This is a genomic window from Acinetobacter sp. 5862, from assembly GCF_024494585.1.
In the GTDB taxonomy this organism is placed as follows: Bacteria; Pseudomonadota; Gammaproteobacteria; order Pseudomonadales; family Moraxellaceae; genus Acinetobacter.
In genome coordinates this window covers 25,936-38,435 of the sequence record NZ_JANHGP010000022.1, presented here as the reverse complement: position 1 = coordinate 38,435, position 12,500 = coordinate 25,936, and the positions used below count along the sequence as shown (strand labels likewise).

General features: G+C 39.6%; 11 protein-coding genes and 2 pseudogenes. 7 read left to right on the top strand and 6 right to left on the bottom strand.

From position 1 onward, the window contains the following. Nucleotides 1-75 precede the first annotated feature (75 nt). The 6 genes from lptE (at nt 76) to NO346_RS03975 (ending at nt 7,292) form a co-directional block, all read left to right on the top strand. Nucleotides 76-585 carry an LPS assembly lipoprotein LptE gene (gene lptE / locus NO346_RS04000; RefSeq protein ID WP_087547979.1) on the top strand — a complete coding sequence of 170 codons (510 nt, stop codon included), beginning with the start codon at nt 76-78 and terminating at the stop codon, nt 583-585. Nucleotides 586-594: 9 nt separating this feature from the next. Continuing rightward, nucleotides 595-1,590 (top strand): DNA polymerase III subunit delta, encoded by a 996-nt coding sequence (gene holA / locus NO346_RS03995; RefSeq protein ID WP_005162611.1) that lies wholly within the window; start codon nt 595-597, stop codon nt 1,588-1,590. 24 nt (nt 1,591-1,614) lie between these two features. Beyond that, a complete protein-coding gene (locus NO346_RS03990) occupies nt 1,615-2,445 on the top strand; it encodes a Sir2 family NAD-dependent protein deacetylase (RefSeq protein WP_256414342.1) in 831 nt (276 codons plus the stop codon). A 107-nt stretch (nt 2,446-2,552) separates the two neighbouring features. After that, nucleotides 2,553-3,887 carry an efflux RND transporter periplasmic adaptor subunit gene (locus NO346_RS03985; protein ID WP_256414340.1) on the top strand — a complete coding sequence of 445 codons (1,335 nt, stop codon included), beginning with the start codon at nt 2,553-2,555 and terminating at the stop codon, nt 3,885-3,887. Between the two features lies 1 nt (nt 3,888). Then, nucleotides 3,889-5,880 (top strand): MacB family efflux pump subunit, encoded by a 1,992-nt coding sequence (locus NO346_RS03980; RefSeq protein ID WP_256414339.1) that lies wholly within the window; start codon nt 3,889-3,891, stop codon nt 5,878-5,880. An 11-nt stretch (nt 5,881-5,891) separates the two neighbouring features. Then, nucleotides 5,892-7,292, top strand: coding sequence for an efflux transporter outer membrane subunit (locus tag NO346_RS03975; protein ID WP_256414338.1), 1,401 nt, complete (start codon nt 5,892-5,894; stop codon nt 7,290-7,292). A gap of 18 nt (nt 7,293-7,310) precedes the next feature. Here the strand turns inward: NO346_RS03975 and NO346_RS03970 are convergent. Further along, nucleotides 7,311-7,726, bottom strand: a pseudogene (locus tag NO346_RS03970) (hypothetical protein). Between the two features lie 296 nt (nt 7,727-8,022). On the opposite strand from NO346_RS03970, the gene NO346_RS03965 reads away from it, so the two are divergent. Beyond that, a complete protein-coding gene (locus tag NO346_RS03965) occupies nt 8,023-8,871 on the top strand; it encodes a DUF4062 domain-containing protein (RefSeq protein WP_256414334.1) in 849 nt (282 codons plus the stop codon). Nucleotides 8,872-9,130: 259 nt separating this feature from the next. On the opposite strand, the gene NO346_RS03960 is transcribed toward NO346_RS03965, so the two are convergent. The 5 genes and pseudogenes from NO346_RS03960 to NO346_RS03940 all read right to left on the bottom strand — a co-directional run bounded on the left by NO346_RS03960 (nt 9,131) and on the right by NO346_RS03940 (nt 12,500). Further along, nucleotides 9,131-9,934 carry an enoyl-ACP reductase gene (locus NO346_RS03960; RefSeq protein ID WP_151711624.1) on the bottom strand — a complete coding sequence of 268 codons (804 nt, stop codon included), beginning with the start codon at nt 9,932-9,934 and terminating at the stop codon, nt 9,131-9,133. A gap of 142 nt (nt 9,935-10,076) precedes the next feature. Further along, nucleotides 10,077-10,811, bottom strand: coding sequence for a Bax inhibitor-1/YccA family protein (locus NO346_RS03955; RefSeq protein WP_256414333.1), 735 nt, complete (start codon nt 10,809-10,811; stop codon nt 10,077-10,079). 363 nt (nt 10,812-11,174) lie between these two features. Next, entirely contained in the window at nt 11,175-11,453 is a 279-nt protein-coding gene (locus NO346_RS03950; protein ID WP_005162636.1) for a hypothetical protein, read from the bottom strand. Nucleotides 11,454-11,564: 111 nt separating this feature from the next. Further along, on the bottom strand, nt 11,565-12,068 hold the full coding sequence (locus NO346_RS03945) for a DUF6586 family protein (protein WP_256414331.1): 504 nt from the start codon (nt 12,066-12,068) through the stop codon (nt 11,565-11,567). A 72-nt stretch (nt 12,069-12,140) separates the two neighbouring features. Continuing rightward, nucleotides 12,141-12,500 (bottom strand): annotated as a pseudogene (locus tag NO346_RS03940) (ASCH domain-containing protein).

The window sequence follows — 12,500 nt, the reverse complement described above, 5'->3', positions numbered from 1 at the left end:
CCTCTCTTAAATATAAGAGAGGTTTTAATCCTCTACCAAAGAGGAATTAGAATAGATTTGATTAGAGGAATAAATATGCACTTAGCACAACGTTTAGCTGCTATCGTTTTAACTTTAGGTCTAAGTGCAGGCTTAGTTGGCTGTGGCTTTCATTTAAAGGGAAGCTATCCAACGGCAACACCATTGGTTTATAACAAACTAACTTTGGTTTTACCTGACAATACCGATGAACTCGAGAATCGTCTCAGCATCTATCTCAGTGCTACGGGCGTACAACTCAGTAATGCCAATGATGCCTATGTACTTCGTATGTTAGATTATACCCCTCGTCGCCAGTTATTGAATGGTAAATTGACTGAAGTACTATTGCGTTTAACCGTGACTTTCCAAATTGAAGATCGTCAAGGCAATAAAATCACAGAACCACGTACACTCACTGCATCTCGCACGTACCAATATGATGTGGCAACTGTAAATACAGATAACCAACAAGAAGCGTATCTGAACCGTATCATTATTGATGATATTGCCCAGCAAATTACGCGTCAAATTGCAGCGAATCGTTTACCCAAAGCTCAACCATAATTACTTTTTATGAAGTTAGATTATGTTCAAGCATTAAAACGCATTACAGAAGCCCGTGGTGCATGGATCATTCATGGGCAAGAACCTTTGCTTGAGCAAAACTTACTCGATGGATTTCGTAAAAGTTGGCAGCAGCATGAAGTTGAACGTCAGCGTTATGACATCAGTAGCGTCAATGATTGGAAAAATGTTTTTAATGCGCTGAATAGCTTATCGCTGTTTTCTCAGCAACTCGCCATTGAAGTACATGGCAATATCAAGCCTGATGCCAATGGCTTAAGACTGCTGAAAAACTATATTCAACAGAATGAACATAACTTATTGCTCATCGTTTTACCTAAACAAGACAGCAGCAGTTTAAAGTCTGCCTTTTTCCAAGTCGTGGAGGCCAATGGTGTTGTGGTTTCTTTGACCGCAACTTACCCACAAGACCGACAAAAAATCTTAAATTTAGAAGCAGAAAAACTAGGCATTCAACTAGATCATGATGCTTGGCAATGGCTGATGGAGCACCATGAACATAATCTATTGGCTGCGAAAAACAGCCTAATGCGTGTTGCAGATACCTTTCCCGATATCAAACAAATCCAGATTGATCAACTCTATGAGTGTTTACAAGATCAATCACGCTATACCACCTATGATTTAAGTGATGCATTATTAACAGGAAATTTAGCTCAATCCGTTAAAATCTATCAGTATCTTCTTGCTGCTGGCGAACCAGATAGTTTGATCTTATGGACACTCAGCAAAGAAATGCGTCTACTCATGCAACTTTTTGAGCAGCCACAGAATGCATTGCAATTAGGGATTTGGAAAACTAAAGTTTCGCTTTATCAGCAAGCATTACGCCGCTTAAACCCTCGTCAGTTTTTAAAATGGCCTGAACTTTTATTAGCAATTGATGCTGCAATTAAAGGAATGTCTAAAGAAAACTCAGAACATCTGATGCTTCAAGCAATCAGTGAACTGTGTGGTACAACTTTATTTCCAAGCTTTTCTTAAAGATAAATAAAAAAGGATGACTTTATGTCATTGGATTTAACCACAATCCAGAAAGAACAAATCAAAGATATACTTTCGCGTGCTGATGCTCTTATTATCAGCGCAGGTGCTGGCATGGGTGTTGACTCAGGTCTGCCCGACTTTCGAGGCAATCAAGGCATGTGGCGAGCTTATCCAGAACTCGGTAAACAACGTATCGACTTTACCGAAATAGCCAATCCAGCAGCATTTAAATTTCAGCCAAATTTAGCATGGGGTTTTTATGGACATCGTTTGGCACTATATCGTCAAACCTTGCCGCATCAAGGCTTTCATTTACTCAAACAACTCGCTGAAAAATTAGCACTCCCCTACTTTGTATTTACTTCGAATGTTGATGGGCAATTTCAAAAAGCAGGTTTTGATCCAAACCAAATTTATGAGTGTCATGGCTCGATCCACCATCTTCAATGCTCAGAACCTTGCCAACTCACAACATGGTCAGCAAATGAATTAACGCCTGAGATTGATCATCAAAATTGTCAATGGTTAGGACAACTCCCACTATGCCCACATTGTGGCAAGTTATCCCGTCCAAATATTTTGATGTTTAATGATTATGCTTGGGTCAGCCAAAGACACACGCAACAAGCGAGACGCTTAGAAAATTTTTTAGAAGCCCACAATCAATCTATTGTCATTGAAATAGGTGCAGGCACAACCATTCCAACCGTTCGTTATTTCAGTGAACGCTTCGCACCACAACTCATACGCATCAATCCTCGTGAAGCAATACTTCCATCCAAGGGTGGAGTTTCAATCGCAGAAAATGCAGTCATTGGTATTCAAAATATTTATCAGATTCTAGTCGAGTAATTTCAATAAAATTTGATAATAATTATCATTATAGATTAAAAATATCCACGTTTTATCCTTATTTCGCTTTTATACTGGTTTGAGTTTCCAAATCTCGATCTGTTGCCATGCCAAAAACAAGTTCTAAAAAAATACCATTCAGTAAAATAATAATGATCGCTATCGGTGTCGCGATTATTGCAGCCGTTGCATGGTTTTTCTTTAAACCTAAAGATCAAGCACCACAATATATTAGTGCTGAAGTTTCCAAAGGTGATATTGAGGATTCTGTACTCGCAACGGGTGTACTTGAAGCAACCAAGATGGTCAGTGTGGGTGCTCAGGTTTCAGGTCAAGTGAAAAAAATGTATGTTCAGTTAGGCGATCAAGTCAAACAAGGTCAACTGATTGCACAAATTGACTCGATTCGCCAAGAAAACGAATTAAAAACAGCCAAAGCGAATATTCAAAATCAACAGGCTCAATTGGCGGTACAACAAGCCAATTTAGCAAAAGTTGAAGCTGAATATAAACGCCAACAGGCTATGTTTAGCCAAGATGCAACTTCACGTGCAGAACTTGAAACAGCCTTAGCAAACTTTAAAACAGCACAAGCTCAAATTGCAGCAATCAATGCGCAAATTGAACAATCTCGTTTAACACTCGCAACTGCACAAGAGAATTTAGGTTATACCAGTATTGTTGCACCAATGGATGGGACAGTGGTTGCCATTGTGACCGAAGAAGGTCAAACGGTGAATGCTAACCAAACCGCGCCAACAATTGTGAAATTAGCGAAATTAGATACGATGACAGTTAAGGCTCAAATTTCTGAAGCCGATGTCATGAAAGTTGAAAAAGGTCAAACCGTTTACTTCACTACATTAGGCAATAGTGACAAAAAACATTACGCACAGCTACGTCAAGTTGAGCCAGCACCAAACTCTATCAATACCGAAACAACCAATACCAGTTCATCGTCATCAAGCACAGCCGTGTACTACAACGCTTTGTTTGATGTTCCAAATGAAGACGGTAAGTTACGTATTGATATGACTGCACAGGTCTATATTGTTTTAGCTGAAGCGAAAAATGTACTAACAATCCCTGCCGCTGCCATCCAAACTAAACGTTCAAACAAAAAAGAAAATGGCAATAATTCGGTTGCAACAGATAAAGCAAAAAATACAGATACTCAGAAAGCGCAGCATCCTAAACGCCTAGATTTGACTGAAGCTGAAAAAGCCTTAGTTGCTCAAGGTAAAGCATCCACAGGTATGGTTCGTGTGTTACAAGCGGATGGAACTGCTCAACCTCAACCTGTGTTAATCAGCCTTAATAATCGTGTCACTGCACAAGTGCTTAGAGGTTTAAAACAAGGTGATCAAGTGGTGATTGCAGATGCAACTGATAGTTCAAACGAATCAGCAAAACGTAGCAATCAACGTGCAATGAGAATGTAATATGACTCAAGATCAAACGCATTCTTCACAGCCATTACTTGAGGTTAGTGACCTCACCCGTGAGTTCCCTGCGGGTGAAGGTACAGTACAAATTCTCAAAGGCATTGATTTAAAAATTTATGCAGGTGAGTTGGTTGCCATTGTTGGACAATCAGGCTCAGGTAAATCGACCCTGATGAACATCTTGGGTTGTCTGGATAAGCCCAGCGCAGGAAGTTACAAGGTCAATGGTCGAGAAACACGCCAACTAGAACCAGATGAACTGGCACAACTGCGCCGTGAATATTTTGGTTTTATTTTCCAGCGTTATCACTTACTGGGTGATCTGAGTGCTTCTGGTAATGTTGAAGTCCCTGCCATTTACGCAGGCGTAGACAGCCAACTTCGCCAACAACGTTCGGCTGAGCTACTCTCAGAACTCGGACTTGAAGAACGCTTACATCATCGACCAAGCCAGTTATCTGGTGGTCAGCAACAACGTGTTTCGATTGCCCGTGCATTGATGAATGGCGGTGATGTGATTCTTGCCGATGAGCCAACAGGTGCATTGGATAAGAATAGTGGTGTTGAAGTGATGCGTATTTTGCGTGAGCTGAATGCCAAAGGTCATACCATTATTCTGGTCACCCACGATCTTAATGTTGCCAAGAATGCGACCCGTATTATCGAGATCAGTGACGGTAATATTATTTCAGACCGTGCCAACGTGCCTGAAAATGCAGATTCACATTTAGAACATCAAACCCTACAACGTACACCACAAAAGAAAACCTCGGCTTGGCGTTCTTTTTTTGACCGTCTCGGTGAAGCATTCCGCATGGCATTGCTTGCCATGAATGCCCACCGTATGCGGACTTTCTTGACCATGCTTGGGATTATTATCGGGATCGCATCCGTGGTCTCGGTGGTTGCACTTGGGAATGGCTCACAGAAGCAAATTCTAGAAAATATCAGTAGCCTCGGCACCAACACCATTACCGTGTATCAGGGGCGTGGTTTTGGTGATAACTCGCGTGCTTCACAAGTCAAAACACTGGTGCCTGCCGATGCCGATGCACTGGCGGAACAACCCTATGTGGATGGAGTCAGTCCCTCTGCCAACACCAGCGTCACCTTGCGTTATAAGGATACCGAAGCATCGGCAACTGTAAATGGTGTCAGTGCAGATTTCTTCTATGTCCGTGGTATGACCTTTAAATCAGGACAGCCTTTTGACAAAAACAGTGTTACTCAGCGTGCCCAAGATGTGGTGATTGATACCAATACGGAGAAAACCTTCTTTGCAGATGGCACCAATCCTGTCGGTCAAGTACTGCTATTAGGCAGTGTACCCAGTCGAATTATTGGCGTGATTGATGCTCAACAAGGTTTTATGGGCAACTCTGACAGTTTGAATGTTTACTTGCCTTATTCGACAGTCATGAGCCGTATGTTAGGTCAGTCTAATGTGCGTAGCATTATTGTTCGTATTAAAGATGAATATCCAAGTAGTGCCGCTGAAAATGCCATTTTGACTCTACTCGAACAACGTCACGGTGCACAAGACGTGTTTACCCAAAACTCCGACAGTATTCGTGAAACCATTCAGCAAACCACTGCAACCATGACTCTGTTAATTTCAGCGATTGCGGTGATTTCCCTTGTGGTCGGTGGTATTGGGGTGATGAACATTATGTTGGTTTCTGTGACCGAGCGGACTCAAGAAATCGGGGTACGTATGGCGGTTGGTGCTCGACAGAGTGACATTTTGCAGCAATTCCTGATTGAAGCAATTCTGGTCTGTTTATTGGGCGGTATACTCGGTGTACTACTCTCTTTAGGGATTGGACAAATCATCGGACACTTTGCCAAAGGCATCATTGAAATGAGTTATTCGACCACCTCGATTGTAGCGGCCTTTGTCTGCTCAAGCATGATTGGTATTGTATTTGGCTTCTTACCAGCAAGAAATGCGGCACAACTCGATCCAGTTGCTGCTTTAGCGAGAGAATAAGGAATTTGAGTATGTCTTTTCAATTCACAAAATTAGGACTCGCACTGGTACTCACTGGCTCCTTGGCTGGCTGTTCTGCTGTGGTGAAAACCCCCTATAACGCCCCAACAGTCCAAGTGCCGCAACAGTTCCAGTACGATGCACAAAAAAGTAAAAGCATCAATTTAACTGATCAATGGTGGACTTTATTTAATGATGCCCAACTGAATCAGTTGGTCGATCAGGTTCTCGCTAAAAATAGCGATTTAACTGTTGCCGGAATCACCCTTAAACAGGCTCGTTTACAGGCAAGTTTGGCTGAAAATAAACAAGGGATTCGCACCAGTTCCAGTATATCAACAGGTCATAACTATGACCTACGCTCAGGTGATGGTTCTGACCGTGGGTTATCGACCAGTGTCGGTGTTAGCTATGAACTCGATTTATTTGGCAAGCTCGCCAATCAAACTGAAGCAAGTCGTTGGGAAGCTCTAGCCACTGAACAAGATTTGCAAGCCACAGCACAAAGTCTGGTTGGAACCACAGCGAAACTGTACTGGCAATTGGGCTATTTAAACGAACGTTACCAAACCATTCAGCAAAATTTAGCCTCAACACAGAAAATTTATGAATTAGTGCAATCACAATACAAAGCAGGTGCGGTTTCAGGTTTAGATTTAACTCAAGCAGAACAATCGGTTCAAAGCCAAAAAGCCAGTTTGAGTCAGATTGAACAACAACGTGTAGAAACACGTACAGCCATTGCTGTATTGCTACATGAACCTGTTCAACAACTGAATATTCAAGAGCCTACACAACTACCTCGCAATGCTCTGCCGAATATCGCGGTCGGACTCCCTGCCGATATTTTATCGCGTCGTCCAGACTTACAAGCTTCTGAATTACGCCTACGCAAAACCTTAGCCAATAAAGATGCAACCAAAGCCAGCTATTATCCATCGATCAATCTCACAGGTAATCTAGGTTCTTCTAGCACCTCTTTAACACAACTGTTAAAGAACCCTGCTTTAACTTTAGGTGCAAGCCTGAGCCTACCTTTTCTTCAATATAATGATATGAAGAAAGATATTGCGATTAGTGACCTTGAGTATGAAAAAGCGATTATTCAATATCGACAAACCTTATACCAAGCTTTTGCTGATGTCGAAAATGCATTATCAAATCGCACTCAACTGAATCAGCAAGTACAACTGCAACAACGCAATGTCGAACTTGCGAATAAGACCGAGCGACTAACCGAAGTTCGTTATCGTAACGGTGCAATCGCATTAAAGAACTTACTAGATGCGCAAGCGACTACACGTAATGCACGACTCAGCTTAGTTGAAACCAAGCAAAGTCAATACAATGCCTATGTAACTTTAATGCAAGCGCTTGGCGGAAGTCCTGTGAAAGAATTATCTAAACAATAGCACTCTGAGTACTATTGTTTACTCACTTACAGTTTTTGGCTCATTTTTAATGAGCTGAGAACTCTTAATGTGATCTTGATCATCAAAAACAACCTCATAAGAAAGTTGTTCTCCATTAAAGTAAACCTCAGTCGGCGAACCAATGATTTCCCACAGACCAATCGTGGCAATATCCGCAGTCGTATGCCATAGCGTACGGCTGACTCTGGCTGCTTTTGAGTAACCTTGTTGGAAAGTATAAATCTCTTTACGTTCTCCATTTACGGTTTCTGATGTGACTGGTGCACCCAATTCAGAAATCAATAATTACGATGTTTTCCAATCTCTAAAACCGTCAAATTCTTTTTACTTGGTTGCTTACTTGCCATGACCGCGGCACAACCTTACAGTGAAAGTAAAATCACTAAGCCAAAAACAACCGCTATTTTCTTCACGCTTTAACCTATCCTGAAAGCTAAAAATAATATGTTTATCGACATTCTCTTTAGAATTTTCGATTCAACAAAAACCCGCATTAATTAGCATATAAAGGATGGGATGACAAATAGATAATTATACTTATTGATATATTTTCAATAGATCACTCATTGTTCGATTAAATATACGATCAAAGTTTATAAAGTGATGTTGTTCATAGCTTTTGTGTTGACGCAAATATTGCTGTTGCATATGCTGATCAAAACAAGATAGAAAATCCGATTAATTATATTTACAAAATAGAGTTCAAAAGATGAGTTACGAAGCTAAAGTATTCAATGTGATGATAGCCTCTCCTGGAGATGTTGCATCTGAAAGGACAATCATTCGTGACGTAATATATGAGTGGAATGCTGTGCACTCAAAATCACGGAATATTGTTTTATTGCCTGTTGGATGGGAATCTCACTCATCTCCTGAAATGGGTGCATCCCCTCAGGAAATCATAAATAATCAAGTTTTAGATAAATGTGACTTTCTTGTTGGTGTTTTTTGGACTCGCATTGGAACACCTACTACAGAATATGCTAGCGGTACAGTTGAGGAAATCGAAAAACATATAGCCACAGGTAAACCAGCTATGCTTTATTTTTCCAGTCAGCCTGTTGTAATGGATACTGTTGACCCAAATCAATATACTGAATTAAGTAAGTTTAAAAAAAATTGTCAAACTCGGGGGTTATATGAAGGTTATGATAGCCAGTCTGACTTCAAAGATAAATTTTATCGCCATCTCCAGCTTAAAATTAATGAACATTCTTTATTTCAATTCGAAGTAAGCGACTCATTACCACATCAAATTGAAGTGGTAAAATCTAAAACTTCACTTCCGACTTTATCAAATGAGGCCCGTATATTACTTAAAGAAGCAAGTCTCGATAGCAACGGTACTATTATTTCCCTAAGATATATAGGGGGTGAGGACATTCAAACTAATGGTAAAAATTTGATTTCATCACAAAATCCAAGAGAGGTTGCCCGTTGGAAATCAGCTATTCAGGAACTTAAATATGAAAGTTTAATTGAAGATCCCAGCCACAAAGGTGAAATATTTAGAATCACTAATCTCGGTTATCAAATCGCAGATATGATCGAATTGTAAATATAATCAGTATTAGCTGACTTGTAGTAATTTTAAACATCAAAGCAATCGATAAATGTCGGGAGAAATTGTTCAAAATTGATTAAAATAAGATTTTCATCCGACTAAAATTGCTAAATATATTCCCAAAATGATGTTGGACTTTGTTTTGTACTGTAGAAATTCTTTTTCGGAACAGAACTAATATTCAGAAATTTGGAGATAATAAAAACAAAGCCGCTATCAAAGCGGCTTTATTCAATAATCTAGAGCAATCTAATTATTCATCATCCATCATTGACTGGCTCATACCTACAGTATTGAAACCACCATCAACATAAAGGATTTCACCCGTAATACCTGAAGCCCACGGTGAACAAAGGAATAATGCTGCATTCCCCACTTCTTCAATGGTTACATTACGTTGTAATGGAGCAATTTTTTCATTGGCATCCAACATTTTACGGAATGATTTGATACCAGATGCAGCCAATGTACGGATTGGACCCGCAGAGATCGCATTCACACGAATCCCCTCTTTACCCAAGCTTAGCGCTAAATAACGAACACCCGCTTCTAAAGATGCTTTAGCCATCCCCATCACGTTATAGTTTGGCATCACACGCTCAGAACCTTGATAAGTCAAAGTCAATAAACAACCCTGACGTGCTTGTAATAAAGGTTTTGCAGCACGCGCCATCGCAACAAAGCTATACGCGCTAATGTCATGTGCGATTTTGAAACCATCACGATCTGTCACGTCTGTGAAGTCACCATCTAATGTATGTGCTGGTGCAAAACTGATTGAATGCACAACACCATCTAAACCGTCCCAATGTTTTGCTAACTCAGCAAATGCACCATCAATTTCTGCATCAACAGCTACATCACAAGGGAAAACTAAGCTCGAACCAAACTGTGCTGCAAAATCATCAACACGTTTTTTCAACTTTTCATTTGGATAAGTAAACGCAAGCTCCGCACCTTCACGATGTAATGCAGCAGCGATACCGTATGCAATTGATAATTTGCTTGCAATACCAGCGATTAAAAAACGTTTACCAGCTAAAAGTCCTTGTGACATCTTATTCTCACTCGAAAAATTTTCACCACATCATGCCAACATTCCTTATTTTTCGGAATTGCATAATCCATCTTTTTTACAAACTTGCATAAAAAAATCGCCCTCAGATGAAGGCGATTTTCTTTTTTAAGATAACAATTCGTTAGTCATCACCTTGGATCAGACTCAACAAACGCATAAATGAGTAATACATCCATACCAAAGTTGCTAACAGTGCAATTGCACATAACCATTCAAATGCTTTCGGAGCACGTTGTGCTGCTGCACTTTCAATTAAATCAAAATCTAAAATTAAGTTCAGTGAAGCAATTACCGCAACAAAAGCTGCAAAACCGATTCCTAACCAGTTACTTTCAAAGATATAAGGAATACTTGAGCTAAATGCCAAACTCATGATGATCTGAACGACAAATACCAAAGCAATCGCAATAGAAGCTGAAATTACAATTGCCTTAAATTTTTCAGTCGCACGAATAATTTGGAATTTATATAACGCAAATAAAACCAAGGTTGTAACAAAGGTCGCAAGCAAAGCTTGTAACGGAACACCTGGAAATTTCAGTTGGAAAATAAAAGAAATACCACCTAAAAATGCACCTTCAAATAACGCATAAGGAATTGCTAAAGCTGGTGCAGTATTTGATTTGAAAGTGGTAATCAAAGCTAAAATTAAGCTCCCAATAATTCCAACAATTGTTGCAGCATAGGCAATTGAAAGATTAGCAGTGATTGCACAATAGAAAAATAGCGCCATTCCCAATACAGCTGCAATCACTGTCAATAATACTGACTTCTGAATAGCACCTTGAATGGTCATTGGCTCAGTTATATCAGTATAGGTTTCCACCCGAGTTAAAATTGGATTATTACTTTGCATGTAAGCTCTCTTTTTATAGTAAGCAAATAAAAATTGAGTTTATGATATTTTTTATTCAATCCCAATATTTTTTACATTTAATAAAGCTTTAATTTTTTGCAATTTATTGATAGCTAATCCATTAAAAATATATGAAACAAAAGTATTTGATTGCAAAATTAAAGCACATTTTATGGCTATAACTTTCATTTCGTAGCGAGAACCATAAGCTTTTATTTACAGTCTACATCTCTTTATACCAACTGAATTAATTGTAATAAAATCTGTACTCATCTAAGTAACATAAGCAATAAAAAAAGGAGTCGCATTTTAGGACTCCTTTTTAAATCATTTTTTAGATTAGAGTGAAATATTACAGTTCTTTTAGCTAAAGTGCTGTGGTTGCTCATCAATAACTTCTGCTTGTAACTGATTCATCTGTTTTTCCAACAAACCAAATAAAGCGGCTTGGATCATATGCTGTGCAACGGTTGGTGTCTGATCACCCAAAATCTTTTTAACATCTTCACTAAATTGAATTTTAACCAAAGGCTCTGCTTCCGAACCTGCATTACGCAAGGCAAGCTCTCCGCCTTCAAGTTGAACTAACTCGAGAACGGCTTCTTGGCTACCAAATAACTCTTTTAACTGTTGCATTGACATACATTACTCCATGTTTCTACATGGTGGCAAAGCGCTACTGCACTTTGCAATCTCACGTCTTATTTATATAAGTGCTATTCACTCATATTTCAAGTCTATGTTGTACTCGAATTAAAACTCAACCATTTCATTGCGAAAACCATCAATCAAATGGCTTAACTCTCTAAGCCATTCTCGTAATATTTTCGCATCGGGTAACCATGCTTGAGGACTTTGAGTCACCTTAATAATCAAATTCGATGAGGTCTCATTTTCAGGCTCTGGTGCTGTTGGCTCGGGTGCGTACTGACATAAACGATACGCACGTTTGAGTTCTGCAATAAAACCATCTTTAGCAAGTTGCTGTAATACTGAAACTTCTGGTGAGACTTGTCCTTTAACTGCCATCTGTTCTTCAATCGACTTAAACGTCGGTTGCAAATCATTTAAACGATAATAGCGCACCAATTCTTGTAAAAACGCTAAAATTGCCCCGTGTAAATGAAATACTGCTGCCTCACGATATGCCTGCGCTTGTTGAATATGTTCAGTTTGCTCAGCTTGTTGACATGCAAGTCGGGCAAAATACAATTTTTGATTGGTACGATCAGCATGGTAGCGAGCAACACGAGACATAATAAATCCCTTTTTCAGTTCATTTAAATCAAGACTGATTGTAAAGCGAATTGATGCTGAAACAAATAGCACTCACAACATCAATTCAATACGATAAAGTTTTCGCTTGGCAATGACTTGAATCGGTGGATCAATCGGACGAATATTGCGATTGCCCCAAGCCAAATAGCCTTCAGCCCAATACGTTGCACAAGCTGCATCAACTTCATCAGATTGCCATGGATGCACTGATTCAATATCCACCAATGCAACGGCAAAACCAACGTCTTCATCCCCATCATTCAAAAGAAAGTGTTGATTCTCTACAATCATCAAATCTTTCAGTGGCAACATTCGAGGTTGCTATGAGCGAACCTCAAGCGTTTTAATTTTCTTGGCTATTCGTTCAGCATTTGGTGCAACCATTGATAAAGCAGTATATTGCTTTAACAT

What these genes read in the sequence shown, in the direction of transcription:
- NO346_RS03945 (WP_256414331.1), bottom strand. Translation starts at nt 12,068, where the DNA reads ATGTCTCGTGTTGCTCGCTACCATGCTGATCGTACCAATCAAAAATTG.
- NO346_RS03985 (WP_256414340.1), top strand. Translation starts at nt 2,553, where the DNA reads ATGCCAAAAACAAGTTCTAAAAAAATACCATTCAGTAAAATAATAATG.
- NO346_RS03965 (WP_256414334.1), top strand. Translation starts at nt 8,023, where the DNA reads ATGAGTTACGAAGCTAAAGTATTCAATGTGATGATAGCCTCTCCTGGA.
- NO346_RS03950 (WP_005162636.1), bottom strand. Translation starts at nt 11,453, where the DNA reads ATGTCAATGCAACAGTTAAAAGAGTTATTTGGTAGCCAAGAAGCCGTT.
- NO346_RS03975 (WP_256414338.1), top strand. Translation starts at nt 5,892, where the DNA reads ATGTCTTTTCAATTCACAAAATTAGGACTCGCACTGGTACTCACTGGC.
- NO346_RS03980 (WP_256414339.1), top strand. Translation starts at nt 3,889, where the DNA reads ATGACTCAAGATCAAACGCATTCTTCACAGCCATTACTTGAGGTTAGT.
- NO346_RS03990 (WP_256414342.1), top strand. Translation starts at nt 1,615, where the DNA reads ATGTCATTGGATTTAACCACAATCCAGAAAGAACAAATCAAAGATATA.
- NO346_RS03960 (WP_151711624.1), bottom strand. Translation starts at nt 9,934, where the DNA reads ATGTCACAAGGACTTTTAGCTGGTAAACGTTTTTTAATCGCTGGTATT.
- NO346_RS03955 (WP_256414333.1), bottom strand. Translation starts at nt 10,811, where the DNA reads ATGCAAAGTAATAATCCAATTTTAACTCGGGTGGAAACCTATACTGAT.
- holA (WP_005162611.1), top strand. Translation starts at nt 595, where the DNA reads ATGAAGTTAGATTATGTTCAAGCATTAAAACGCATTACAGAAGCCCGT.
- lptE (WP_087547979.1), top strand. Translation starts at nt 76, where the DNA reads ATGCACTTAGCACAACGTTTAGCTGCTATCGTTTTAACTTTAGGTCTA.